Origin of the sequence: Caballeronia sp. LZ034LL, from assembly GCF_031451215.1 — a bacterium.
Taxonomy (GTDB): domain Bacteria; phylum Pseudomonadota; class Gammaproteobacteria; order Burkholderiales; family Burkholderiaceae; genus Caballeronia.
Genome location: NZ_JARUXR010000002.1, coordinates 694,693 through 720,454 on the forward strand (window position 1 = coordinate 694,693; position 25,762 = coordinate 720,454).

General features: G+C 64.8%; 27 protein-coding genes. 11 read left to right on the top strand and 16 right to left on the bottom strand.

Annotation, left to right across the window (positions count from 1 at the left end; all coding sequences use genetic code 11):
* Nucleotides 1–10: 10 nt before the first annotated feature.
* From QCE83_RS17540 to QCE83_RS17560, 5 genes are all read right to left on the bottom strand, one after another.
* Complete coding sequence (locus QCE83_RS17540) at nucleotides 11–754, bottom strand: ABC transporter ATP-binding protein (protein ID WP_309813409.1); 744 nt, start codon at nucleotides 752–754, stop codon at nucleotides 11–13.
* Nucleotides 751–1,509 carry a GntR family transcriptional regulator gene (locus QCE83_RS17545; RefSeq protein WP_309813411.1) on the bottom strand — a complete coding sequence of 253 codons (759 nt, stop codon included), beginning with the start codon at nucleotides 1,507–1,509 and terminating at the stop codon, nucleotides 751–753. Before QCE83_RS17545 ends, QCE83_RS17540 begins: the two co-directional genes overlap by 4 nt.
* 154 nt (nucleotides 1,510–1,663) lie before the next feature.
* A complete protein-coding gene (locus QCE83_RS17550) occupies nucleotides 1,664–2,404 on the bottom strand; it encodes an amino acid ABC transporter permease (RefSeq protein WP_309813413.1) in 741 nt (246 codons plus the stop codon).
* Nucleotides 2,401–3,132: an amino acid ABC transporter permease gene (locus QCE83_RS17555; RefSeq protein ID WP_309813416.1), complete on the bottom strand. Its 732-nt coding sequence runs from the start codon at nucleotides 3,130–3,132 to the stop codon at nucleotides 2,401–2,403. The genes QCE83_RS17550 and QCE83_RS17555 overlap by 4 nt, the downstream gene beginning before the upstream one ends.
* An 86-nt stretch (nucleotides 3,133–3,218) precedes the next feature.
* Nucleotides 3,219–4,040, bottom strand: coding sequence for an ABC transporter substrate-binding protein (locus tag QCE83_RS17560; RefSeq protein WP_309813419.1), 822 nt, complete (start codon nucleotides 4,038–4,040; stop codon nucleotides 3,219–3,221).
* A 448-nt stretch (nucleotides 4,041–4,488) separates the two neighbouring features.
* Here QCE83_RS17560 and QCE83_RS17565 point away from each other — a divergent pair, with 448 nt between their 5' ends.
* From QCE83_RS17565 to QCE83_RS17605, 9 genes are all read left to right on the top strand, one after another.
* Entirely contained in the window at nucleotides 4,489–5,679 is a 1,191-nt protein-coding gene (locus tag QCE83_RS17565) for a porin (protein ID WP_309813423.1), read from the top strand.
* A gap of 373 nt (nucleotides 5,680–6,052) precedes the next feature.
* Entirely contained in the window at nucleotides 6,053–7,342 is a 1,290-nt protein-coding gene (locus QCE83_RS17570) for an LLM class flavin-dependent oxidoreductase (RefSeq protein ID WP_309813426.1), read from the top strand.
* Between the two features lie 54 nt (nucleotides 7,343–7,396).
* Entirely contained in the window at nucleotides 7,397–8,434 is a 1,038-nt protein-coding gene (locus tag QCE83_RS17575) for an ABC transporter substrate-binding protein (RefSeq protein ID WP_309813428.1), read from the top strand.
* The gene (locus QCE83_RS17580) at nucleotides 8,431–9,240 is read left to right on the top strand and encodes an ABC transporter ATP-binding protein (RefSeq protein ID WP_309813432.1); all 810 of its coding nucleotides are present in this window, start codon (nucleotides 8,431–8,433) and stop codon (nucleotides 9,238–9,240) included. The genes QCE83_RS17575 and QCE83_RS17580 overlap by 4 nt, the downstream gene beginning before the upstream one ends.
* Nucleotides 9,240–10,058, top strand: coding sequence for an ABC transporter permease (locus QCE83_RS17585; RefSeq protein ID WP_309813434.1), 819 nt, complete (start codon nucleotides 9,240–9,242; stop codon nucleotides 10,056–10,058). The genes QCE83_RS17580 and QCE83_RS17585 overlap by 1 nt, the downstream gene beginning before the upstream one ends.
* A 16-nt stretch (nucleotides 10,059–10,074) precedes the next feature.
* Nucleotides 10,075–10,872 carry an ABC transporter permease gene (locus QCE83_RS17590; protein WP_309813439.1) on the top strand — a complete coding sequence of 266 codons (798 nt, stop codon included), beginning with the start codon at nucleotides 10,075–10,077 and terminating at the stop codon, nucleotides 10,870–10,872.
* A gap of 28 nt (nucleotides 10,873–10,900) precedes the next feature.
* Nucleotides 10,901–11,815: a sulfurtransferase gene (locus QCE83_RS17595; RefSeq protein ID WP_309813445.1), complete on the top strand. Its 915-nt coding sequence runs from the start codon at nucleotides 10,901–10,903 to the stop codon at nucleotides 11,813–11,815.
* Nucleotides 11,816–12,238: 423 nt separating this feature from the next.
* Nucleotides 12,239–13,078, top strand: a complete 840-nt coding sequence (locus QCE83_RS17600) for a TauD/TfdA family dioxygenase (protein WP_309813447.1) — start codon at nucleotides 12,239–12,241, stop codon at nucleotides 13,076–13,078.
* A 106-nt stretch (nucleotides 13,079–13,184) separates the two neighbouring features.
* Nucleotides 13,185–13,511 carry a hypothetical protein gene (locus tag QCE83_RS17605; RefSeq protein WP_309813449.1) on the top strand — a complete coding sequence of 109 codons (327 nt, stop codon included), beginning with the start codon at nucleotides 13,185–13,187 and terminating at the stop codon, nucleotides 13,509–13,511.
* Between the two features lie 110 nt (nucleotides 13,512–13,621).
* Here QCE83_RS17605 and QCE83_RS17610 read toward each other — a convergent pair whose 3' ends face one another.
* The 11 genes from QCE83_RS17610 to QCE83_RS17660 form a co-directional block, all read right to left on the bottom strand.
* The gene (locus tag QCE83_RS17610; RefSeq protein ID WP_309813452.1) at nucleotides 13,622–15,181 is read right to left on the bottom strand and encodes an ABC transporter substrate-binding protein; all 1,560 of its coding nucleotides are present in this window, start codon (nucleotides 15,179–15,181) and stop codon (nucleotides 13,622–13,624) included.
* Between the two features lie 80 nt (nucleotides 15,182–15,261).
* Entirely contained in the window at nucleotides 15,262–16,656 is a 1,395-nt protein-coding gene (locus QCE83_RS17615) for an LLM class flavin-dependent oxidoreductase (RefSeq protein WP_309813453.1), read from the bottom strand.
* A complete protein-coding gene (locus QCE83_RS17620; protein WP_309813456.1) occupies nucleotides 16,656–17,669 on the bottom strand; it encodes an ABC transporter ATP-binding protein in 1,014 nt (337 codons plus the stop codon). Before QCE83_RS17620 ends, QCE83_RS17615 begins: the two co-directional genes overlap by 1 nt.
* Nucleotides 17,666–18,706, bottom strand: a complete 1,041-nt coding sequence (locus QCE83_RS17625; protein ID WP_309813459.1) for an ABC transporter ATP-binding protein — start codon at nucleotides 18,704–18,706, stop codon at nucleotides 17,666–17,668. Before QCE83_RS17625 ends, QCE83_RS17620 begins: the two co-directional genes overlap by 4 nt.
* A gap of 14 nt (nucleotides 18,707–18,720) precedes the next feature.
* A complete protein-coding gene (locus QCE83_RS17630) occupies nucleotides 18,721–19,632 on the bottom strand; it encodes an ABC transporter permease (protein WP_309813462.1) in 912 nt (303 codons plus the stop codon).
* Nucleotides 19,625–20,542 carry an ABC transporter permease gene (locus QCE83_RS17635; RefSeq protein ID WP_309813464.1) on the bottom strand — a complete coding sequence of 306 codons (918 nt, stop codon included), beginning with the start codon at nucleotides 20,540–20,542 and terminating at the stop codon, nucleotides 19,625–19,627. The genes QCE83_RS17630 and QCE83_RS17635 overlap by 8 nt, the downstream gene beginning before the upstream one ends.
* A 365-nt stretch (nucleotides 20,543–20,907) precedes the next feature.
* Nucleotides 20,908–21,609: a dienelactone hydrolase family protein gene (locus QCE83_RS17640; RefSeq protein WP_309813466.1), complete on the bottom strand. Its 702-nt coding sequence runs from the start codon at nucleotides 21,607–21,609 to the stop codon at nucleotides 20,908–20,910.
* 236 nt (nucleotides 21,610–21,845) lie between these two features.
* Entirely contained in the window at nucleotides 21,846–22,172 is a 327-nt protein-coding gene (locus QCE83_RS17645; protein ID WP_309813472.1) for an STAS domain-containing protein, read from the bottom strand.
* A 25-nt stretch (nucleotides 22,173–22,197) separates the two neighbouring features.
* On the bottom strand, nucleotides 22,198–22,794 hold the full coding sequence (locus QCE83_RS17650; protein ID WP_309813474.1) for a hypothetical protein: 597 nt from the start codon (nucleotides 22,792–22,794) through the stop codon (nucleotides 22,198–22,200).
* A gap of 60 nt (nucleotides 22,795–22,854) precedes the next feature.
* A complete protein-coding gene (locus tag QCE83_RS17655) occupies nucleotides 22,855–23,607 on the bottom strand; it encodes a glutathione binding-like protein (protein ID WP_309813476.1) in 753 nt (250 codons plus the stop codon).
* Nucleotides 23,608–23,658: 51 nt separating this feature from the next.
* Entirely contained in the window at nucleotides 23,659–24,513 is an 855-nt protein-coding gene (locus tag QCE83_RS17660; RefSeq protein WP_309813478.1) for a CmcJ/NvfI family oxidoreductase, read from the bottom strand.
* Between the two features lie 337 nt (nucleotides 24,514–24,850).
* On the opposite strand from QCE83_RS17660, the gene QCE83_RS17665 reads away from it, so the two are divergent.
* On the top strand, nucleotides 24,851–25,060 hold the full coding sequence (locus QCE83_RS17665) for a dodecin (protein WP_309813479.1): 210 nt from the start codon (nucleotides 24,851–24,853) through the stop codon (nucleotides 25,058–25,060).
* A gap of 233 nt (nucleotides 25,061–25,293) precedes the next feature.
* Nucleotides 25,294–25,707, top strand: coding sequence for an NUDIX domain-containing protein (locus QCE83_RS17670; RefSeq protein WP_309813482.1), 414 nt, complete (start codon nucleotides 25,294–25,296; stop codon nucleotides 25,705–25,707).
* The last annotated feature ends 55 nt before the right edge of the window (nucleotides 25,708–25,762 follow it).

A 25,762-nucleotide genomic window follows, 5' to 3' on the forward strand; every position in this document is an offset into this window, starting at 1 on the left:
GGTTGGATTGTCAGACGAGCAGGCGCAGACGGCGCACGGCTTCGGCCACGTCGCGATCGGTGGCGTCGCGCGGACGCGGCAAATCGACGTTCACGATCTCGCGCACGCGCCCGGGACGCGGCGCCAGCACCACGACACGATCGGCCAGCACGACCGCTTCCTCGACGTCGTGCGTGACGAACAGCACCGTCGTATTGCGCAGCGCGCGGATACGCAGCAACTCTCCATGCATCTGCGAGCGCGTCTGCGGATCGAGCTTCGAGAACGGTTCGTCCATCAGCAGGATGCGCGGTTCGCCGACCAGACTGCGCGCCAGCGCGACGCGGCTGCGCATGCCGCCGGACAGCTGATGCGGATGGCTTTCCGCGAAGCCGTCCAGCCCCACCATCTCCAGTGCGGCAAGCGCCCGGGTCCGCCGCTCTTTGCCGGACAACGCCGGGCGCGCGGCTTCGAGACCGAACTCCGCGTTGGCGCGCACTGTGCGCCAGGGCAACAGCCGGTCTTCCTGGAACATGTAGGCGAGCGCGCGGCGGTCATCCGGCCGCGTGGCGCGCGCGTTGCCGAGCCAGAGCTCGCCGGCGTCCGGTTCAGTCAGCCCCGCGATGATGTTGAGCAGCGTGCTCTTGCCGCAACCTGAGGTGCCGAGCAAGGCGACCGTCTCGCCATCGGCGACCTCGAACGCGATGTCGTCGAGCACCGCCAGCTCGCCGAAACGCTTGCTGACACCTCTCACCGAGATGGCTCCGCTCGTCATCGGCGTGGCTCCACGGTCGTGAACACGGGCAACGAGGCGCCCGCGCTCGACAGGCTCGCGTAGACCTTCTCCATCGTCATGTCGCGGAAAGTCTCGATATGCCGCCGGGCGATGGTTTCAGCGCGACGGCAGTCGTTGGCATCGAAGGCGTCGATCATCGCCTTGTGATCGTGCTTGATCTCGGGCTTGGTCTTCTGCACGCCGAAGCCCAGCGCGACCAGCCGCGACATCTCGTCCATCAGGTTCGCCAGCATGCGATGCAGTCTTTCGTTGCCGCTCGCCTTCGCGATCGCCAGATGAAACTCGCGGTTTGCGTCCATGAACACGTCGATCTGGTCGTTGAGGGCGCGCTCGGGATGCGGCACACGGCACGCTGCCTCCAGCCGCCGCAACAAGGCGGTATCGACCCGGCCGCAGGCAAGCCGGGCGGCCAGCGGTTCGAGTTGCACCCGCAACGCAAACACTTCTTCGACATCGCGCAAGGTGACGGCGGCGATCCGGTAGCCCTGCCGCGGCATCGCGCGGACATAGCCTTCATGGGCGAGACGCACGAGCGCAATGCGGCAGCTGCTTTTGCCGAAGCTGTACTGCTCCATCAGCTGATGCTCGGTGAGCACCGATCCCGGCATGAAGCGGCAGGTCAGCACGTCGTGGCGGATGCGCTCGTAGGCGTCTTCGCCGCGCGGCGTCTGACCCGGTGAGCTTGCCTCTGTTGAATCGTGCGATGAAGGTTGAAGCTGTTCTGAGCTGCTCACGAGACTCTCTTGAATGACTCAAGAGGTCATCGTAAAACCGTCTCGTTCGTCTGATAACGAAGAAATTCGCACAAGAATGTGAGCAGATGCGATAGCGTGAGCCGCCCAGAGCAGCGCTGAGCGACTTGCACGCATGCACGCCATGTGCGGGAGACTAGTCCAGCGAGGGGCTGACAGGCTCTGCCGAAGCTTTGTCGAGAGGGGTCGCGCGTGAGGATCGCGTCGCGCTGCGCGCCAGCAGAGCATGCGCGATCCATTGCAACGCGCCGCACAGCGCGAGATAGACGATGCCCACGAACAGGAAGATCTGCGCGGGATAGATCATCAGCCGGTTGTTGAGCTGATTGGCGAGGAAGGTGAACTCCGGCACGCCGACGATGTAGGCCAGCGACGTATCCTTGATGAGCGAGACCCACTGATTGACGAACGACGGCATCATGACCCGCACGGCCTGCGGCAGGACGACTTCACGAAGCGCCTGCCAGGGCGTGAGCCCGAGAGACAGCGCCGCTTGCCGTTGCCCTTCGCCGATCGCGGCGATGCCCGCGTGCACCGAATGCGACAGATACGCGCCGCCGATCAGCGCGAGTGCGCAGACGACCGTCGCCAGTCCGGGAACGTCGATGTGCAGAAGCACGGGGATCAGGAAGAAGGTCCAGAAAATCAGCATCAGGACCGGGATGGCGCGAAAGAAGGCGACCACCGCCGTGAGTGCGAGATGCGCGACACCGTGCGTCATGGCAAGCGCAATGCCGCCCGCGAGTCCGATCAGCGCCGCGAGTATCGCGGAAAGGACCGAGAGCGTCACCGTCAGCGCAACGCCACCCAGAGGGCCCGCGGGAAACGCGCCGAGCAGCAGGTAGCGCAGCGCGGGAAGCCATTCGGCGAGACTCATGCGTGCCTCCGCAGCAGCGCGCGCGTGCCGGTGCGCTGCCAGACAACCAGCGCCGCTTCAATGACCGCGATCGTCAAGACGTAGAACACCGTCGCCGTACCGAATGCCTGGAAGGTCTTGAAGGTTTCCGTGTCGACCTGCCGCGACATGTATGAAAGCTCGGCAACGCCGATCGCCATCGTCAGCGACGAGTTCTTCACGACGTTCATGTACTGCCCCGCGAGCGGCGGCGTCGCGATGCGCAGTGCCTGCGGCAGAACGACATGGCGCAGCGTCGTATAGCGGTTCATGCCGAGTGCGGCGGCCGCCTGCTGCTGCGCCGGGGTTACGCCGCGCATTCCGGCACGAAACTCCTCGCCGATGAACGCAGTCGTGTAGCAGGTCAGGCCTACCCAGCCCGCGAACAGTTCGAAGCTCGGCCAGCGCAGCGTGAAGGAGCCGAGCACGGCGGCATGCGGCGTATTGAGCCACGTCATCCAGTCGGACGGCAGCAAGGCGGCGGCCCCGAAGTACCAGAACAGCAACTGCACGAGCAGCGGCGAATTACGGAAGATGAAGACGTAACAGGCGCCGGCGCGCGCGAGCGCCGCATTGTGCGAGGTGCGCCCGACGGCCAGCAGGAAGCCGAACAGCGTCGCGCAGATCGCCGCGCACGCCGAAAGCAGGAGCGTGACGACGAAGCCTTGTTGCAGCCAGGTGAAATACTTCGGTTCGAGCCAGCTTTGCATGATTCACGGGAACGGCGACAGAATGCAAGAAGCCCGGGCCGCCGATGCACTCGGGCGGCCCGGGACAGGGTCAACGACGAGAACGATCAGCCTGCTTTCTGCGGATCGCCGATCTTGAACAGCCGGGGCAGCGGTGCGGCGCTTTTCGGGCCGAACCATTTGTCGTAGATCCTGCCCGCTTCGCCGTCCGCTTCGAGCTTCGTCAGCGTGCCGTTCACGGCGTCGAGCAAGCGCGTCTCGCCCTTCGGGACGCCCACGCCTTCGTAGTCGTTCGAGATCGTGAAGGGCGGAATCTCGTAGCTGGCCTTGTCCGGTACGCGCGCGAGCAGCGCGACCAGCTTCGGTCCGTCCTGCGTGATCGCCTGCACGTTGCCGGTCCGCAGCGCCGCGAATGCGAAAGGCGTGTCGTCATAGGCGACGATGGTTGCGCCCGGAAACTTCGCGCGCACCTGCTGCTCGTTCGTCGTGCCCTTGTCCGCGCCGATGCGCAGGCTGCCCAGCTGGTCGGGAGACTTCAGTACGCCCTTCTTCGCTATGAACTGCGTGCCCGATGCGAAATACGGCGTGCTGAAATCGACTTCCTTCTTCCGTTCATCGGTGATCGTGAAGTTCGCGAAGACGAGATCGACCTTGCCCGATTTCAGGAACGCGATGCGATTGGCGGGGTTGGTCGGCTGCACCTCCAGCTTCACACCGAGGCTCTTCGCGACGGCACGCGCGTAGTCGACATCGAGGCCCACGATCTGGTTGTCCTTGGGATCGACGAAGCCGAACGGCGGATTGCTGTCGAAGGCAGCGACGCGCAGCACGCCTGCTTTCCTGATGTCGTCCAGACGATCCGCATGCGCGGCAGTCGATGCCACCAACAGCAGCGCTGTGAGCGCTGCTCCCCAGATTTTCGTTTTCATTGCTTGGTTCCTTGTTGTGGTGCCTCACGTCGCCGGCTGATGCCGGCGCACAGGCCAGGCACGCACTTTAGCGATGCGGCTCTCACGAGGGAACCAAGTTTTTGTCAGGTCGAAAGCATGTGCGCCGATTAGCCGGATGGGGTTCGGAGTGTGTTCGAACAAGTAATCGAGCGTGTCGAAGTGGAAGGACGTTCCGTGCGGCTCCCTGTGACTCTCGATCGTCAGGGCGATGCCGGCGTCACTAAACCATCGTTCTGTGTTTGCAAATCAGCAGGAAGATCGAATGTTCTTCATGTTGGCGCGACTTCGATTTGCAGCGTGAGCGTCGAATTACAAATGACAAGGCCTGAACATTACACATTCGAAATAGATTGTTCGGATGCAGTAAGCCAAAACTTAAGATCGGCTTCCCCAAAACCCGTGCTTGTCACGTCAATAAAGGAAGCAAATGAAACGAGTCGCACCCGTCGTCGCAACAGGTATCCTGATCGCCCTTCCCGGTATCACGCACGCGCAAAGCTCCGTCACCTTGTACGGTCTCGTCGACGCCGGCATCGCATACACCAACAACCAGCGCGGTGCGCATAACTTTCAGGCGACGAGCGGCAAACTCAACGGCAGCCGCTGGGGCCTCAAGGGCGTCGAAGATCTTGGCGGCGGCTACAAGGCGCTGTTCACGCTCGAAAGCGGCTTTCGCGTCAATGACGGAGCGCTCGGTCAGGGCGGCCGCGAGTTCGGCCGGCAAGCCTTCGTCGGCGTGGCGAAGACGGGCGTCGGCACGCTCACGCTCGGGCGTCAGTACGATCCGAATACCGACCTGGTGTCCGCCTATGCCGGACCGGGCTTCTGGTCGCCCGCCACGCATATCGGCGACAACGACAACCTGAACCAGACTTTCCGCATCAACAACGCCGTGAAGTTTCGCAGCGATACCATCGCCGGGTTCACCGTCGATGCGCTCTATGCGTTCAGCAATCAGGCGAACAGCGGAGCAGGCACCGGCTTCGGCAACAATCGCGCGTGGGGCGTCTCGGCGAACTATGTGAACGGGCCGCTGTCGCTCGGCGGCGGTTACGTCAGGCTCGACCATCCGAACGCCACGTCGAATACGGGCGGCGCCTTGGGTGGCGCATCGAGCACCAGTGGCGATGATTACAGCGGCGCGTTCTTCTATGGCGTGAATGGCGGCGTGGCGCGCCAGCAGATCGCGGTCGGCGGCGCGAACTACGCGCTCGGTCCGGCGACGCTCGGCTTCGCATTCAGCCATACGCAGCTCGACTATAACGACGGCTCGTCTCGCAAGTTCAACAACTACGACGTGAATGCGCGGTACAACATCACGCCGGCCACGACGCTCGTCGGTGTGTACACCTTCACCGACGGCCGCGCCAACAGTCTGCCGGGCGCCGGCGGAGAAACGCTCAAGCCGCGCTGGCACCAGTTCACGCTGGGCGTCGATTACGTGCTGTCGAAGCGCACCGACCTCTATCTGTCGGCGGTGTACCAGCTTGCGTCAGGCGATGCATCGACGCGCGTGGGCAGCGGCTACCAGAAGGTCGCGGCGATCGCGGACGCGGGCGCGCCCTCTTCCACCAATCGCCAGGTGGCTGCGTTCGGAGGCGTGCGCGTACGCTTCTGAGATTGCCTGCTGCGCGATCGGCGACGTGTAAGCGTGTCGCCGATCGCGAATGACGCTGTTCATCCTGCGGCATAACCCAAGCGCTTTCCGCTCCGAAGCCTTGATACAGGACACGTCTGGAAGCCGTCTGAGCCGTGCGCTCCCGGGTCACACACGGGCGACATTGCGTGTCGCCCTCCTAACCCGCCTGGCTGCTTTCATTATCTTTATTCGATATTTGGGAAGCACGACGGCGTCGATATACTGCCGCCCCGTATGCACGCCGTACCGGGTCCGCGCCCCGCAGGTCCTAGCGCCCATCGTTTCGCCCCTCCTCCACACAAGCAAGATGTCGACGTCCCTGTCTCGCCAAATCAAGCTGGCCGCCTATGTCATGGCTGGCCCGGTCTCGGGTCATCATGGCGGCTGGCGCTATCCGTCCGCGCAACATGACATTCTGAATGTGCGCTTCTATCAGGATCTCGGCCGCCAGCTCGAAGCGGGCAAGTTCGACATGATGTTCATGCCGGACATCCAGGCGCTTCCCCGCCGTCTGGGCGACAGCCTCAACAGTCAGCTCACGCACGGCGCGCTCGGCGCGTTGCGTCTCGACCCGCTGCTCGTGCTGACTGCCATTGCCGGCAGCACCTCGCGGCTCGGTCTCGCGGCCACGATTTCGACTTCGTATTTTTCGCCCTTCCAGGTGGCGCGCTCGCTTGCAACCATGGACCACCTGAGCGCGGGACGCGCCGCCTGGAACATCGTCACCTCGTTCCAGGACGCGGAAGCGCGCAATTACGGCCTCAAGGAGCAACTCTCGCGCGACGAGCGTTATGCCCGCGCCGAGGAGTTCGTCGACGTGACCTGCAAGCTGTGGAACAGCTGGCACGACGACGCGCTCAAGTGGGACCGCGCCGCGCCCCAGTTCGCCGACCCGTCCCGTGTCGCGCCCATCGATCACCATGGCAAGTGGTTCGACGTGGCCGGGCCGCTCAACGTGAGCCGCCCGCCGCAAGGCCGCCCGGTCTTCATCCAGGCGGGCGCTTCGGAGCGCGGCAGAGACTTCGCGGCGAAATGGGCCGAGGTGATCTTCGTCACGCATTCGTCGATCGAGTCCGCACAGGCGTTCTACGCCGACATCAAGGAGCGCGCGCGCAAGTTCGGCCGCGACCCCGATCAGGTCAACGTGCTGCTCGGCATGGTGCCGGTCGTCGGCGAGACCAATGCGATCGCGCGGGACAAGCAGGCGCTGCTCGACTCGCTGTGCGAGCCGGAAGCCGGCCTGTCGACGCTTTCTTATCAGCTCGATGTCGACCTCTCGCCATTTCCGCAAGACGAAGTGCTGCCCGATCTCGACGTCGCCGGCGTGCAGGGACACTACCGCGAAGTGGCCGAACTCACGCGCAAGCAGAACCTGTCGCTGCGCGATATCGGCAAGCGCTACGGCATCGGCCCGCTGCGCGACTTCAACGGCTCCGGCAGCACCGTGGCCGCGCGCATGCAGGAATGGTTCGACGCGCGCGCCTGCGACGGCTTCATGGTGCAGATGCCCTACCTGCCTGGCGGCGTCGAGGACTTCGTGCGCCTGGTCGTCCCCGAACTGCAAACGCGCCGCGTCTTCCGCGAAGACTACGCCGGCACGACGCTGCGCGAGCATCTCGGCCTCGACCGCCCGGCGCACTGAGCAGCCAGTGCAGCGCGCCCGCTCCCTATAAAAACCACCGGACTACCCCACGTCATGAAGACCACACCGCCCAACACCAGCCGACGCCGCTTTCTCGCACAAGGCACTGCGGCGGCAGCCGCCCTGTCGTTTCCGATGATCTCGCGCGCCGCGCCGCCGACCATCCGCTATGCGAGCGCGGGCGTCGTCGGCCCCGGCGAACTGGAGACGGTGATCTTCAGCGACTGGTTCAAGGCCAACGTGCTGAAGCGTCATGGCAAGGAGTACGTGATCGAAACCACGACCGCGCGCGGCACGCCCGGCGTGGCGACGCTGCTGGCCGCCGAGCAGGCCGATCTCGGCACGCTCGCCTTCACGAGTTTCGCCACGCTGATCGGCACGGATGCAGTACCGGGCGGCGTGAAAGCCGTCGCGGAGATCCATCGTGACGCGGTGAAAGGCTACGCGTCGAACCCCTTCGTCGTGCTGGCGGACAGTCCGATCAAGCGCATCGAGGACCTGAAGGGCAAGTCGGTCGCCGTCAACGCGTTCAACGGCAGCGTCGACATCATTCTGCGCATCGCGCTTCAGCAGCACGGCCTCGACCCGAAGAAGGACGTACGGGTCGTGGAGATGCCGTTCGGCAACATCGGGCCGGCGCTGCGGCAGAAGCGCGTCGACTGCGGCGTGCTGGCGATGCCGTTCCAGGTGGACGAGGCGAAACGCGGCGGCATCCGCACGCTATTCGACGCGGTGGGCGTGGTGCCGCCCTATCCGGTGTTGTTCCAGAGCGCGCGCAACCGCTTCCTGCAGGCGCAACCGCAAGCCGTGCGCGCGTGGCTCGCGGACTATGTCGAAGCGCAACAGTGGATCTACGCGCCCGCGAACCGGCAGAAAGTCGTGGAACTCACCGCGGATCTCGCCAAGACCCCGGCGAAGTCGCTGGACGAATACTTCCTGACGAACAAGGACTTCTACCGCGACAGGAACGCCACCATCTCGGCGGCGAACATCCAGCCGCCGGTCGATGCAATGAGCAAGCTGGGCCTGCTGCCGAAACCCGTCTCGGTCGCGTCGTTCGTGGACGCTTCGTACCTGCCGCGTCGCGCATGAACGCCGTCTTGCAGCGCGCGGACGCCATCGCCATCGAAGGCGTGTCCAAATGGTTCGACAAGGACGGCGCGCGTACCACGGCGCTCGACGGCGTCGACCTGCACGTCGCGCCAGGTTCGCGCGTGGCGCTGGTCGGCCCGTCGGGCTGCGGCAAGAGCACGCTGCTCTATGTGGTGGGCGGCTTCGTCGAGCCGAGCGCGGGCACGGCCAGCGCATTCGGCGCGCATATCGACGGGCCGGGCGTCGAGCGCGGTGTCGTGTTCCAGGAATACGCGCTGTTTCCCTGGCTGACGGTGGCCGACAACATCGCGTATGGATTGCGGCGCAAAGGCGTGAGCAAGCGTGAGACCGCACGGATCGTCGAGCGTTACGTCGCCCGCATGCATCTGCAGGGCTTCGAGCATCACTACCCACGCGATCTCTCGGGCGGCATGCGCCAGCGCGTCGCGCTCGCACGCACCTTCGCCACCGAGCCGCCGATCCTTCTGCTGGACGAACCGTTCGGCGCACTCGACGCGCAAACGCGCGAATACATGCAGGATGCCCTGCTCGATCTGTGGAACGCGTCGGAGAATACGCTTCTTCTGGTCACGCACGACATCGACGAAGCGGTGTATCTGTGCGACACCGTGTACGTGATGTCGCGCCGGCCGGGACGCATCGTCAAGCGCATCGACGTGGATCTCGATCATGGCGAGGGCCGCGAATCGATCATGCTGTCCGAACGGTTCCGTGAACTGCGCAACGACGTGTGGCTCGCAGTGCGCGACCAGGTGCGGGGCCACGACGACGAGGCGCACCGCTGATGTTCGCCGCGCTCGCCCGCCGCGAAGAAGTGGCGAAGCCGCTGACCGGCGTGCTGTCCGTGCTCGCGTTCCTGCTCGCATGGGAGACCGCCGCGCGCCTCGAACTGTTTCCGCAAGGCTTCGTGCCTGCTCCCGCCGAGGTGTGGCGCGCAGGGCTGCATCTGATCCGCAGCGGCGAACTCTTTGGCAATCTCTGGTCGACCGTATGTTCGGCCGCACTCGGTCTCGCGGCCGGAAGCGTGCTCGGCTGTCTCCTCGGCATGGCGATGGCGCTGTGGCCGCGCTTCGACGTGCTCGTGTCGCCGCTCGTGCGCTGCACCTATGCGCTGCCGAAGACCACGCTGATTCCGCTGCTGGTGCTCTGGTTCGGCGTGGGCGGCGCGACCAATGTCGTGGTGGTGGCCGTCACCGCGATGCTGCCGCTCATCGCCTATACGCTGCGCGGCACCCGCGACGTGCCGCAGGTGCTGATCTGGAGCGCGCGGACGCTCGGCACGCCGCCGCTGCAGATTGTCTGGCGCGTGCTGTTGCCCGCCGCGCTGCCGCAGGTGCTCGCGGGTGTGCGCGTGGCGCTCGGGCTTTCGGTGCTCGTCGCCGTGTCTTGCGAGATGATCGTCTCCAATCAGGGTATCGGCAAACTGATGCTTCAATACGGCGAGCAGGGCAGCTACGACTATCTACTCGCCGGTCTCGTCGTGGCAACGTTGGCCGCGTGGCTGGCGGACATCGCGTTGCGCGGCATCTCCGCGCGGCTGCTGCGCTGGCATGAAAGCAGTGCAACGGCCCGCTCACGCCGCGCCCGGCGTGCCACGTCCTGAAACCGATCGAGTTTGCATGCCTTCGCTCCGCCTGACGTCCTCCTCCGCGCCGACCTTGCCTCGTATCGGCGAGTTCATCCGTCGCGCCTGCCTCACCGCCCTGCCGATCGCCGGCGTGCTGGCGCTCTGGCAACTCGCCGTCTCGCTCGGCTGGGTGCGCGCGATTTTCCTGCCGCCGCTGCCCGCCGTATGGGATGCGCTGACCGGCATCGTGACGACGTCCCTCATCGCCGACACGCTCGGCACCAGCGTGCTCCGCGCGGTCCTGGGTGTGGCGCTTGCCGCGGCGGTTGGCATTCCGGTCGGCTTCGCCATTGCCGAGGTGCGCTGGCTGCGCTGGTGGTGCGAGCCCTATGTTGCCTTCGGCTATCCGCTCCCGAAGATCGCGCTGGTGCCGGTCATCACCGTCTGGTTCGGCGTGGCGGACTTGTCGAAGGTGGTGCTCGTCTTCGCCACCTGTGTCTTTCCGTTTTTGCTCGCCGCTCAGTCCGGGGCCGCACTGGTGCCGCAGAAACTGCGCTGGGCCGCGCTCGCGCTCGGCACGCGTCGCCACGAACTGTTCCGCCGCGTGATCCTGCCCGCCAGCGTGCCGTCGCTCATCACCGGCTTGCGAGTGGCATTTCCCGTCGGGCTGATTACCGTGTTCACGGCCGAGATGGTGTCGGGCGGCGGGCTCGGCGAAGCCATCGTGCAGGCGCAGCGCTATTTCCAGTCCGCGCAGGTCTATGCCTATGTCATTCTGACGATGATCGTCGGCTATCTGGCGGATCAATTCATCGCCTGGCTGCAACGGCGTCTCGCGCCCAGTGCCTGAGGTTCCCGGCGCTTCTCCGGAGTAGTCCATGTCCGACTCGCAGCACCACTCAACCACCGCGCAAGGTCATCGCGAGCCCGGCTTTCTTGTCGATACCGCGTGGCTCGCCGCTCACCTCGGCCGCCCCGACCTGCGCCTGTTCGACTGCAGCGCAACCATGCAGGTCGATCCTGTCATCCAGCAACGCGTGCATCCCGAGCGTGATGCTTTCGAGGCCGCGCATATTCCTGGGGCGCGTTTCATCGACATCGAGGCTGATCTCTCCGACCGCTCGCATCAAGTGCATCTGATGCTGCCGCCGCGCGACGCATTTGCTCAGGCCATGTCGACACTCGGCGTGTCGAACGACAGCCTCGTCGTCATCTACAGCACGAGCAACATCTGGTGGGCCACACGCGTCTGGTGGATGCTGCGCGTCTATGGCTTCGACAATGCTCACATCCTCGATGGCGGCCTCGCCAGGTGGCGGGCGGAGGGACGTGCCCTCGAAGCGGGACCTTCCGCGCCGGCCGCGCCAGGGCGCTTCGTGGCCTCGCCGCCGCGCCCGCTCGTCGCCGGGCGTGATGACGTGCTGAGCGCGATCGGTACGCCGCACACGCGCATCGTCAATGCGCTGAGGCCCACGCAATACAGCGGAGAAGAAGCGCCGCGCAAGGGACGGCGCGGGCATATCGAAAGCAGCATCAACGTCCCGGCCGGTTCGCTGCTCGACGCCGCCACCGGTTGCCTGCTCGATGATGCGGCATTGCAGGCCGTGTTCGGATCAGCGGGGATCGAGCCTTCGCAACGGGTCATTGCCTATTGCGGCGGCGGGGTCTCGGCGAGCCTCGACGTGTTCGCGCTGACCAAGCTCGGTTACAAGGACGTCTGGCTTTACGACGCGTCGCTCGGCGAGTGGGGATCGGACGACAGCTTGCCGATGCGGGAGGAACCGACCGCTTGAGTGGAGTGTCCCTCAGGACGAGCAATAGACGCTATCTCGGGCGAGCTCGCCCTCATGCAGTCCGGCGGCATCCATGTCCGGACGTTGAAAAGACACGCAACCGGTGCGCGATGATCGTCATCGCGCACCGGCGTCTTCGTATGAACCCGTCGTTCCGTAATGCCCTCTCCGCAGGCTTCTTCATCAGAACCGATGCAAACCACATCTGCTGCCGATTGATATCGACATTCCTTTTACTCGTTTAGGTTTTTCGGGTGCGCACGTCATCATCGGGTGTTTGCCGCCTTGTCGGCTCTGCATCGGATCGAGACGCCTGACGGCCGTACGGCGGTCATCAGGCTGGAGCAGCCGTACAGCGCGGGTTTTCCTTTCAAGCCCGGTTCGCACGATCCCGACCACGCAAATCAAACGAGGAGCACCGTCATGCTTGATACCACGTACGAAACCATCTCCGTGCAACCGCTCACGCGGCATATCGGCGCGTTGATCGGCGGCATCGATCTGACGCAGCCGCTCGTACCGCAGCAAGTGGCGGACGTGCGCCGTGCGCTGCTGGCGCACCAGGTGATCTTCCTTCGCGATCAGCCCATCACGCTCGATCAGCACCTTGCGTTCGGCCGGCACTTCGGCTCGCTGCATATCCACCCGAACAGTCCCGGGCCGGACGGCTATCCGGAGATTCTCACCATCCATAGCGATGCCGGCACGAAGCGGGTGGCCGGCGACCGCTGGCACAGCGACGTCTCCTGCGACGAAGCTCCGCCGATGGGCAGCATCCTGCATTTGCACACCCTGCCTTCGCATGGCGGCGATACCCTCTTTTCAAGCTCCTACGCGGTGTATGAGTCACTGTCGCCCGGTCTGCGCAGGTATCTCGAAGGCCTGACGGCGACGCACGATGGCGAGCCAACCTATCGGCAGCGCAACCGGCTGCGCGGTATCGACGATACCGGCAAGCGCTTTCCCAAAGCGTCACATCCCGTGGTGCGCACGCACCCCGAGACGGGCCGCAAGGGCGTGTTCGTGAACTCGAACTTCACCACGCACATCGACAATGTGCCTGCCGCCGAAAGCGACGGCATCCTGCGGCTGCTGTTCGAGCGCTTTGCCTCACCCGAATTTCAGGTGCGCTTTCGCTGGGAGCCGGACTCGATAGCCTTCTGGGACAACCGCGCGGTGCAGCATCTTGCGGTGTGGGACTACTACCCGGAGGTGCGTTCGGGATATCGCGTGACCATCAATGGAGACAAGCCGTTCCTGTGAGCACGCGGTCGCGGTCGCATCCGGGCACCCGGCGAAACAAGAGATATGCAATGCATCATATCTACGTTCAACCCGGCGACGAAGCCGACTAGGATGGAGACTTGTGGTGAACGACGAGCGCATCAGCCCGTTCACCCGTCCGGGAGACTGGGGCGCATCCTGCCCCGGCTCATTGATCTCACGTCAACGCAGGTGCTCATCGATGATTTCCTACCATAACGGCGCTGCGATCCAGGCCTCCGCGGTTCGCCTGGGCAACCTGTTCATCGCGCGCGCCTCGATTCTCGAGGAAGACGGTGAAGCCACTTCCTTGGGCGATCTCGGCGTCTTCGCCAATAGTCAAGGCGCCTGCCGGTTCGCCGTCCGCTGCGCGGCAGCGTTCATCGACGGCGAGAACATGCCGCTTCCTCCCTGCCGGATCGCCACGGCCTGACCCCACGCAACATGGGCCATCGCACCGCGCCAGTCTGGCGCGGCCCGAATGTCTTGCTGAACGGCGTCTTGAACGCCGCCTGCAAGTCCTGACACGACGCGCTCAGCCTGTCACTTCCACGTCGCCGAGCGGAAATCGAGATTCCATCCCGCCGATTGCGGTTGCCAGTTGAGTGATGGATCCTGTACATAGTTCAGCTTCAACTCGGCGATCAGCACCGCTTGTCCATCGTCGCGCGTGAGCGCGAGAATCTGGCGAAACAGCGCATCTCGCTTGCTCCGGTCCGACTCACCCTCGACCTGATCGATGAGCGCCTGTACCTGAGGGTTGCTGTAATCGGACCACGTGCCTGTCTTCGACACCGACCCGCCGATCACATGAATGGGATCGTAGATGGCGTTGCCGAACTCCGAGAACGCCAGCGGGCCGCTCTGATGCACGTTGTTGATGCGATTGAAGGCGACGTAATCGATCACCTTGACCTGGGCCCGTACACCGATCTGCGACCAGTAGGCCGCGACCGCTTCGCACAGCGTGCGGGGAAAGGCGGCGGCGCAATAGAGGCTGGTATCGAAGCCCTTGGGATAGCCCGCCTGCGCGAGCAGCTGCCGCGCCTTGGCCGGGTCATACGGGAATGGCTTCAGGTCGGGGTTGCTGCCGTAGGGATAACTCGACGGTATCGTCGACGCGAGCGGCGCGGCTGCGCCACGGAACACGCTCTTGATGATCGCGTCACGGTCGATGGCGTAATTCAGTGCAAGACGAACATCGCGCTTGCTGAGCGGCGTCTTCGGATCGTTCGAGTAGATGCGCACGTGCAGCGGACTGCCGCCGGGAACTGAAATCACGGATACCTGGTTGTCGGCGCGCAGGCGCTCGGCGTCGTTGGCGCTGACTTCCGCAGCCACGTCCGCCTCGCCATTGACGACCGCGTTGACCCGGCTGGCCGGTTCGCCGATAAACCGATACCGGATCGTCGCAATCGCCGGCCTGGCGCCCCAGAAGCCATCGTAGCGCTGAAGCACCAGCGACTGCCCGACGGTACGCGAGGCGACGCGATACGGCCCGGTCCCGACAGGAGCGAGCGCGAACGCCTCCGGATTCGGCAGCGACTGCGTGTACTTCTGCGGCACGATGTAGAGATAGCCCGCGATCTTGTTGAGGAACGCCCCGTCCCGCCTGGCGAGCCTGAAGACGACCGTACGATCGTCCGGCGCGCTGACCGACTCGACCGTATTGATGAAATAGGGGCGCCGCGTGCTGCGGGTCGCGGGATCGAGCACACGTTCGAGCGAATACTTCACGTCTTTCGCGGTGAACGGATCGCCGTTCTGGAACGTCACGCCCGAGCGCAGCGTGAAGGTCCACGTCAGGCCGTCGTCACTTTGCTTGTACGCAGTCGCCAGGCGCGGCACCAGTTGTCCGGTGCGATCGAAACCATACAGGGTGTCGAACACGTTCCACGCGAACTTGGCGGAGTCCACGCTGGGTGCGACCTGCGGATCGAGATTGCCGGGCTCGGAAGACAAGACGACCACCAGCGTCTGCCGGTCGACCGCAGGCTTTCCGCCCGCGGCGCAGGCCGCGCTCATGCCGTGGAAAAGTCCTGCGAGCAGGACGGCCGATGCCAGCGCACGGCGCGCGTGCGCGGCGGTGAAATGTAAAACCATGAGTGGGTTCCGTTGCGAGTGGTGAAAAAGGCTTGCCGGCGCGAGCCGGCTCCCAGGTTCTTTTTTTCTTCGCGGCCTGGTCAGGTTGCAGCGTGGGTTTCATGGGCCGATTCGTCCCAGAAACGCGCCTGTCTTGCGGGATGAGATGCGGGCAGCGTCGGCGCGCCGTCGAACAGCTTCTCGCGCAGGGTGCCCGGGGCATAGACGCGCTTGTACACGCCACGGCGCTGTAACTCCGGCACCACCAGATCTGCGAAATCGGTGAAGCTCTCGTGCGCCAGCACGTAACCGAGATTGAATCCGTCGATACCGGTTTCTTCGACCCACGCCTGCATCTCGTCGGCGATCTCTTCCGGCGAGCCGACGGCGAACGCCCCGCCCCCGCCGATGGCCGCCCGCTCCAGCACGTCGCGCAGCGTCCATTGGCGGTCGGGGTCGTTCGTATAGCGTTCGATCGCGGACTGCATGCCTTCGGTATGGACGTGCCTGAGCACGTCGTCCAGTCCATAGGTCGAGAAGTCGATGCCGGTCCAGCGCGACAGCAGCGTGGCGGTCCCTTCGAGACTGGCGTGCGCCAGATAGTCGCGATGTTTCGCCTGCGCCTCGTCGCGAGTCGGTGCGACGATCACGGCAAGCGATGCGAAGAACTGGATGTCGTCGGCTTGCCGGCCTGCCTCGACAGCCCGCGCGCGGATGTCCTGCACGATATCGCGCACGACCCGCCGGCTCGGTCCGCTCACGAACACGCATTCGGCGTGCTGTGCGGCGAAGGTTCTTCCTCGCCCTGACGCGCCGGCCTGATACAGCACCGGCGTGCGCTGCGGCGAAGGCTCGCCGATGAACAGGCCCTGACTCCGGAAATACTCGCCCTGGTGATCGATGGCGTGCACTTTCGACGGCTCCACGAACACGCTCGCCGCCTTGTCGCGGCGCGCGGCGCCGTCTTCCCAACTGCCTTCCCAGAGCTTGTAGACGAGTTCCATGTACTCGTCCGCCAACGCGTAGCGGGTATCGTGAGGCCGCGCCGGCTCGCCGTTCAGTGCACGCGTGCCGCTGTCGCCGAAGCTCGTGACCACGTTCCACCCGACGCGTCCCTTCGTCAGATGATCGAGCGTATTCATGCGCCGCGCGAACAGGTACGGCGGCTCGTAGGTCACGCTGCTCGTCACGCCAAAGCCGACGTGCTCCGTCACGGCGGCCATGGCCGATATGAGCAGCAACGGATCAAGCCGGGGAAACTGCACGCCCAGGCGCAGTGCGGGATCGCTGCTGCCCTGATAGACGTCGTAGAGGCTGATGCCGTCCGCCAGGAAGATGCCGTCGAACAGACCGCGCTCGGCAATGCGGGCAAGGTCGGTCCAATAGTCGAGCGTGTGATAGTCGACCGAACGATCGCGAGGATGCCGCCACAGGCCCGCGGAAAGATGCGATGGCGCGGCGAGCACGAAAGCGTTGATGCGGATGGGCTTCGACATCACCGGACTCCGGTTTGCAGGGTGGGACGGGACGGAGCGGAGGACGAGGAAGCGTCCACCGCAGGAAGGTCGACATGACAGGCAATGCGGTGCGTCGCCGAGATCGCCCGCAATGCCGGGAGTTCGTCGCGGCAGCGCTGCAGCGCGTACGGGCAGCGCGCCTGGAACGGGCACCCGGCCGGCAGATCGAGAGGCGACGGAATCTCGCCCCGGGCCGCCGGGGCATCGATCTGCGCCGCGCCCGAAGCAATCAGCACCTGCGTATAGGGATGACGGGCCTGGCGAATGACATCGTCGCGCGTGCCTTCTTCCATGAACTGGCCGAGGTACAGCACGCCGATGCGATGGGCCATGTAGGCCACCACCGCGAGATCATGCGAGATCAGCAGATAACTCAGTCCCCGCGCCGCCTGCAGGTCTTTCAGCAGATTGAGCACCTGGCCCTGCACCGACACATCGAGCGCGGAGACGGGTTCATCGAGCACGATCGCGCGTGGCTCAAGCGCCAGCGCCCGCGCAATCGCCACGCGCTGACGCTGGCCGCCGCTCAGTTGATGCGGCAGACGCTTGCCGATGGCAGGCGGCAGTCCCACGCTTGCCAGCAAGGCATCGACGGCGCGGCCCTGGGCCTCGCCCTGATGCATGCCATGTGCGCGCAGCGGTTCGGCGACGATCTTCGCGACCGACATCAGCGGGCTCAGCGCGCCATACGGATCCTGCAAGACCGGCTGAAGCAGACGGCGCAGCTTCTTTTCAGCGGATCCGCGCAGTTCACTCACCGGGATGCCCGCGACCCGAACCTCACCACTCGATGGACGCTCGGCGGCCAGCACGAGTCTGGCGATGGTGCTTTTCCCCGAACCGGATTCGCCGACCAGTCCATACGTCTCGCCATGCGCGACGCTGAACGAGACACCCGATACGGCGCTCAACGCGCGTGTGCGGCCAAGCCAGCCCCGCCGCACCGGGTAGCGGCGATGCACATCGACGACGCGGATCAGATCGTCGCTCATGCCGGCGTCCTGCGGGAAGCGCGCGCGGACTCCGGACCGGTGCCGCTCGCGTGCAGGTGGACGCGCCGCGGCACGTTCCAGCACGCGGCGGACCGTGCCCCGGCATCGTCCCAGCCGAACCAGTCGGGATACGCGGACCGACACTGTTCATGCGCCTCGCTGCACCGCTCGGCGAAGCGGCATCCGGGTGGTGTCGCCGGCCCCGCCGGGACCTGTCCCGGCAGGGTTGCCAGACGTCCGTTGATCGTCTCGAGGCTCGGCGTCGCACGCAGCAGCCCTTCGGTGTACGGGTGAGCCGGTTCCGCGAAGACGCGCCCGATCGGCCCGCGTTCGACGATACGGCCCGCATACATGACCGCAACATCGTCGCAAAACCTGCTCGCGACGTGCAGATCATGGGTGACGAAAATCACGGTCATGGCGCGCTGGCGCTGGAGGTTGCGCAGCAGCTGGAGGATCTGCAACTGCACGGTGACATCGAGCGCCGTAGTGGGTTCGTCGCACAACAGCAGTTCCGGCTCGCAGGCCACCGCGATCGCAATGCACACGCGTTGCCGCATGCCTCCGCTCAGCTGGAACGGATAACTGCCCAGTCGCTCCGCAGCGCCGGAAATGCCGACCGCCTCGAGCGCCTCGATCGACAGGCGCCGAAGTTCTGCGCGCCGACGCACGCCGCGATGCCGCCTGAATGTTTCGGCCAGTTGCGCGCCGACGGTCAGGACAGGATTCAACGCGGTCATTGCGTTCTGCAATACCATGCCGATGCGTCGCCCGCGCAGCGCGGAGAGCGCCGCGGGCCGCTCCTTCATCAGATCGACGCCATTGAAGCGCACCTCGCCCGCCACGATTTTCGCGCCGGCGGGCGGCAGCCCGACGATCGACGCGCAGGTGACGCTCTTGCCCGAGCCGGACTCGCCGACGAGCGCCAGCGCGCGGCCCCGTATCACCGAAAGATCGACGCCATCCACGGCCGTCACCACGCCTTCGGGACTGGCGAACTGTGTGGTCAGGCCGCGAATGTCGAGCAGGTTATCCATGCGTGCGCCTTCCATCAGATGACCGCACGGTTGCCGGGCAACAGACGATCCCGCAATGAGTCGCCGAGGCGGTTGGCGGCGAGCACGGTGAGTGCCAGCGCCAGGCCGGGCGCGAGCGAAATCCACCAGGCGGTATCGAGCACGCCGCGCCCGTCGGCGATCATTGCGCCCCAGGACGCGAGCGGCGGCTGGATCCCGAGTCCCAGAAAGCTCAGGGTCGATTCGAGGATGATCACGCTGCCAATATCCAGCGTCGCCAGTACGACGAAGACGCCCGCCACATTGGGGGCGATGTGCCGGCACAGCACCGCTATCCGGGAGACGCCTGCCAGCCGCGCCAGCAACACGAAGTCGCGTTGCCGCAGGGTCAGCGCTTCGCCGCGCAGCACCCGCGCAAACCGCGCCCAGTGAGCCAGCGCCAGCAGCACGATCAGATTCGGCAGCGTCACACCCACCGCGCCCGCCACGACCATCGCGAGAATCAGCGCGGGGACCGCCAGCTGGATGTCGGCGATGCGCATGACGATCGCGTCCAGCGCGCCGCCGGCGTAACCCGCCGCAAGACCCAGCAAGGCCCCGACACCGCCCGCAAGCGCGATCGACGCCAGCGCGACGAAGAGCGACACGCGCGCGCCGTACACCGTACGTGACAGCACGTCCCGGCCGATCTGGTCGGTGCCGAACCAGTGAGCGCGCCCGGGTGCGCTCAGCACGTCGGACAGCGAGACGGCGGTCGGATCGGCGCTGACCAGCCATGGCGCGAGCAGCGCTGCGCAGACGATCAGCCCCAGCGTTCCCCCGGCCAGCCACGACCGCCAGTGGCGTTGCCGACGAGGCCGGGCGGCCGGCACGTTCGCGCCCGCGGCAGGCGGCGCCGGCCAGCGCCGGAATCCCGTTGCATCCCCGGCCTGTGGAACGTCATGCATAGCGAATCCTCGGGTCCAGAACGGCATAGAACAGATCGACCACCAGATTGAGCGTGGCGAAGAGCACGGCGGCGAAGGCGACGGCCGCCTGAACCACGGTGTAGTCGAGATTGTTGATGGAGTCGTAGAGCAGCTGGCCGAGACCCGGCCAGCCGAACACCACTTCGACGGAAACCGCCCCGCCCATCAGCACGCCAAACTGCATCGACAGGAACGTGAGCACCGGAAGCAGTGCGTTGCGCCACGCATGGCGCAACACCACCACGTGTTCAGGCATGCCTTTCAGGCGCGCAAAGCGCACATAGTCGCCTTCCAGGGCGGTCGCCATGCTGGCCCGCGTCAGACGCAGCACGCCCGCGGCCACATACCAGCCGAGCGCCAGCGCGGGCAGGATCAGATAACGTACGCTGCCGTAACCGCTCGTCGGGAGCCAGTGAAGACGCAGCGCGAACAGTTTGACGAAGAGCAGCCCGAACAGGAACGGCGGCACGACCTGTCCGATCGCGCTGACCACGGAGCCCAGGCGGTCGGCGATGCCCCCGGGCCGTGTTGCAGAGACGATGCCCAGCGGCAGGCCGATCAGCAGGGCAAAGGCCAGCGCGGCGAGAGCAAGCTGAAGCGTCGGCCACGCGGCCTGCCAGACCACGGCCAGTGCAGGCCGCGAAAACCGGTATGAATTGCCCAGGTCGCCGTGTGACAACTGCGCGAGAAAGCGGACGAACTGCACGGGCATGGGCTTGTCGAGACCCATCTGCTCGCGCAACACCTGACGGTCGGCCTCGGTGGCTTCCGGCGGCAGCATCAAATGAGTGGGATCGCCGATGGCGCGCACCACGACGAAGATCATCGCGATGACCACGAGGACCGTGATGCAGCCCTGCCCGACGCGACGCAACAGATAGCGAATCATGACTGCCCTTTTCTACTGTTTGCCGGGCGCATCGCTGTCTGATGTGAAGGGCATGAACGGCGGTGCATTACGACGATCGAGGGATGTGTCATTCGGGTTGACGTGAAGAGTACGCACGCGCCTGGCGCGCGGTGCGCAGAAGGATCGACACGATCAGACCCGCGCAGAGCGGCTCATTCTAGGCAAAGCAATGCCGTCGGCAAAATGCGTTAATTCGCTTTGCTTTCGATGCGCGCTCGAATAACCAAATGATGCGCGTCTTCATTGAAGGTCGGCCTCGCTGGACGCGCCATGTCGCGGAGGCGCTCCATCTCGCCGCCGGGTCGTGGTCCCCGACGGCGTCAGACTCATCATCGATCTGGATTTCATCGCAGGTGAAGATCGAAGAAGGCCGCTACGCGCGCTTGCGCGGCCTCCGCGGCGGACCGGTGATAGGGAGGGAAGCCCCGGCGGTCGAAACCGTGGCCCGCGCCCGCATACGCTTCGACTTCGAGCCTGCCATTGTCCGATGCGCATGTCTGAATGGCGTCGACCACGGCCGACGGCACCCAAGGATCGGTCTCACCGAACAGATAGAGTGAGGGCGTCCTCGCACCGGCGAGTTCATCCAGATGGGCGTCGAGGCCGACACCGTAGTAGGACACGACAGCTTCGACGGATTCGCGCGTGCCGGCGAGCGCCGCCAGCCGGCCGCCCAGGCAATAGCCGATCACGCCGACCGCGGCCGCCGGGCCCAACCGGTCGCGCAAGGCGTCCGCCGCCACGCCGACATCCGAGACCACCGCATTCGTATCGACCGATGCGCCCTGCTCCCGCGCCGCGTCCGGCTGATCGTACTCGTAGTGCCGGCCCGGCGACTGCCGCCAGAAAAGATCGGGCACCAGCACCGTATAACCCGACGCTGCATGACGCAGCGCAACGGCGCGCGCGAAGGCATTGACGTTGTACACCTCCGGCAAGATGATCAGGCCGCGCCCGTTCGCATTCGAACGAGTCTCGTCAGGCACGGCCAGATACGCTTCATAGTTGCGCCCGTCGCGCGCCGTCAGTGAAATCCACTCAGACATCTCTTATCCTCATCGAACGGGGTTCAGCCCGGATGCGCCGCATTGCCGGGCAATCCCAAAAAAATCCTCAAAGCCCTCTTTGAATGACACGGCACGCATGCTCGCGGGTCGCCGACCGCGTCGGTGTTGACGTGACTGAGCGCGCCGGGGTTCTCGCCTCTGCGCACGCATTCGCTTGTGGGGATCCCTCCGCGTCATCCCGCGACGGGCCGCGCTCCTCATGAACGGGCACGCCCTCAAACCAGGTAATACAGGTCGGCCGAGCGGCCCGCTTCGGCTCGTCCTGCGCAATGCGGGCAGGCGTTGTCGTCGCCGAGCAGCGCGTAGGCTCGGCGCACGGCCCGCACCGTGGCGGACCACGTCTCGTCCTCTTCAGGAAAGAACCGGTCCGCCGGATACCAGTCCGGGAAGCCCAAGCGTTTCAGCAAGCTGAGGAATTCAGGCCGCAGCCCTGCGAGCAACACGACCAGTCCATCACGCTGGGCATCGTGCAGGAAGTGCTCCAGTCGCTCGATGCACACGACATCCGGATTGCGCACCCGCTTCAGACGCCAGATATGCATTGACGACGGGACGAACGCTACGTGCCTATCCTCCGGACGGCGCCCGGTTCTTTGCGAGGAAATCCAGCGAGGCCCACCCGGCCCCGTGAGCGGGACAGAATACCGGCACGAGCACATCGCCGGTCACCGGCTCATGCCATACCCAGGCGCTGTCGTCGAGGTAGAGACAGTCATCGCCCGCCGCGGGCGCGAACCCGCCGGCGCGATCTCCCGCTTCCTTATGGACGAACCGCCGTGCATCGGCTGCGTCGAGTCCCGCGCGGATCACCACGCGATGCGTCCACAACGAACTGCCTCGCGGCGGACCTTGATGACGCCATCCCGTTTCCGCGCAGACGATCAGCGCCGCCAGACCGAAGACGATCAGCGCCGGGACGAACGTTGCACTCCGGGTTTCGGCGGAGCGCGTCTGACCACCGACTTCATGGGCGGTGTCGATTTTCGCGGCAATCAAATTGTCTGACTCCATCGCTGCACGCCCCGGCGTGAACAGTTGCTGACCGTGAGCACAATCTAGCAGCCAGCCGCGCGCCGGCCAACCGAGCGTTCCGAGAATGCATATTCCGATCGGCCAGGTCGCGACGGGTGGCAGGCGTCCGGTCCGTGCATCGGTGTTGAGCACGCGGATGCGCGCCGTCGATGCGTCACCCTATTACTCGGCCGGTTCCATCGATCGGGCAACTCACTGCTCGAGACGCCCGCCTGTTTCGACGGAGGGCGCGGGACGAGCACGCTGGTTGTAGAGAATCTTGCGACGCCGCTCCTGTTCCTCCGGCGTAATGCTGGCCGGATCCTCAGGCTCGCCGGCAGTCACCGCCAGACCTCGCCGCACCGCCGGCCGTTCGGATAGCTCATCGAACCAACGCCTGAAATGGGGGAATTCCGTCAGGTCGATACCTTGTTGCTGCCACGAGACCGTCCAGGGATAGGACGCGATGTCCGTCACCGTGTACTCGTCTCCAGCGATGTACCGGCGGTCGTAAAGCCGGTTATTCAACACGCCGTAGAGGCGATGCACCTCGTCGTCGAAGCGACGTTTCGCGTAGGTCTGATCCCCCGCGCTGTCGGGCAAGCGCGAAAAGTGACCGCGTTCGCCGAACTTGGGTCCCTGATTCGCCATTTGCCAGAACACCCATTGGACGACTTCATATCTGGCGTGCACATCGTCCTGCCGCCAGAAGCGCTGCTCTTTTTCGGCCAGATACAGCAGGATGGCGCCACTCTCGAACACGCTGACCGGAGCGCCACCGGAGCGGGGTGCCGTATCGACGATGGCGGGCATACGGTTGTTCGGACTGATGGCGAGGAAATCATCCTTGAACTGATCACCCCGTCCGATGTTCACCGGGACGATCCTGTAGGGAACGTCCAGTTCTTCGAGCAGGATAGTCACCTTCTTGCCATTCGGCGTCGGCCAGTAATGCACGTCGATCATGAGCGTGTGTCCTTTGAAATTTTTTGGCGAACGACACCTGGCGCCTTGATGTCAATCGAAGAACGCAATCGTGCGAAATTCGATGCTCTGCCGGGGCGGCGTGCCGGCGGGCGTGGTCGGGTCCGCGAAGCCCGTATGCGGCGCAAAGCGCGCGACCGACACGTCCGAGTCCCAGCACTTGATCAGCATCACTTCGTCCGGTTGCAAATCAGGGAGGTATAACCAGCGTTGCGCCGGGTTGAACACCAGGCCATAGGTCTCGCCGGTGCGCCCCGCAAAAATCAGATCCGAGGCGATCAGATCACCCGGGTCGATCGTGCGTGCATCGCCAATGGCCAGCGGCCAATCACGCGCCGGATGGGCGATGGGGCGCCAGACGTTGATGATGGCGGCGCGGCGTTGCAGAAGGTCTTCGGCCTGCTCTCCCATGATTTCGCGCACCCGTTTGGGACCGGACGACACGGTCTGGTCGACATGGACCCGCTGGGCGGGCTGACGCGGCGCGTACGACGTGCGATCCGCCGTGCCTTCCTCACGGCGTCGCAGCGTGTGGTCGAACACCACCACCCTCGATGCACCCGTGATGTCCTTGACCAGTTGCGCCGTTTCCGGATGCCCGAGCGCGAGGGTCTGCGCCTCGTCCCAGAAATCCCGCACGGCGGTCCTGTGCCTCGCCCACGCGACACCTTCGATATCGAGGCTCAGCCTGTCCGCAATGGACCGTGCGTTTTGCACCTGAACCTCGTAGCTCTGGTATTCCCCCCGGGTGCGCGCCACCCCGTCGGGCGGCTCGCCCACATAGGTGTAAGGCTTTTCGTGAGAGCGCAGGATGAACTGCAGATTCCCTCGCACGGTTTCGGAACGGTTGACGATGCTTGCTTCTGGATCGCGGAATTCGGTCGCCATAACTCACCTGTATCGGGACACGACTACATGGTCATCTTTCGGAGCACTGCAGGGCGTGAGCCATTCCAGAACCAAAATGCCCGTCACGAACGACGTCACGCCTCGCGCAAATTATCGCGGAGAGAATCAGAACGAGACTTCACAGTTTGACATCGTGACCTCCGATGAAACAGGCGGAAATCGAGAAAGCACATGCAGATTTGATGGTTCACGTTGCGCTCGAACCATGAGACGCTGGCAAGTTGGCCGGATGCTTCGGGCTGCTCTGCTCGTTCGCGCCAGGCGCGCACCTTGCTGCGTGGCTCGCTGAATTGCCTTCCATCAAACGGAGAAGAACATGTCGGAACACGTATACAAGCAAATTGAACTGACGGGCTCGTCACCGACGTCCAGCGATGACGCCGTTCGCGTCGCACTCGAGAAAGCATCGAAAACGCTGCGCAACATTCACTGGTTTCAGATCACCGATACGCGCGGATTGGTTGAGAACGGCAAGATTGAACATTGGCAGGTGACGTTGAAGATCGGTGTGCGCATCGAGGACTGATGCATACGGACACTCGCGCTGTGCCGGGAAGCGTCGCTTCGTGTTCGGTTATCCACGAACGGCGCCTCGAAGCGAGCGCGTCCGAGCCGGCCCGCCCGAGTCCACGCATGCGCCGCCCGATCGTCGGACGGCCATTGGAGCGTTACCATTCGGGCTGGCAATCCTTGCGCACAGCCTGTTCGGCCTGCAATGGAAAACAGGCGGCACGACGGGCCGCCCCTACGACCAGTCCAATGAAGCAACGAGCAACCGTGATTGTCGAACGAGACGGCCGCGTCCTGCTGGTCGCGCGCGCACGGGGTCGATGGGCCTTTCCGGGAGGACGCGCGAAGACGAGCGAGGAACTCGCCGATGCCGCCTCTCGGGAGCTGAAGGAAGAAACCGGCCTCGAAGCGACCGGGGTTCACTACGCGTTCCAGTTCCGCGGGTTACGTACGAGGCATTTCGTTTTTATCGCCAGCATCAGTAGCGAGAGCGAACCCGTGCCTGCGAACGAGATCGTCCGATGCAGCTGGATGCCGCTGAAGGACTTGCGCCGGATCGAGGCGAGCATTCCGACGAAAGGCATTGCCGAAATTTTCGTCAAGCAAATGCACAGCGGCAAAGCCGGTTTGCTCAAGGAAGCGATCGATGGGTTGCTCGTCTAGACTCGCAGGGCGACGGAGCCGTCCGGGCCCGGGCCATCAGGATCTCATGCGAACG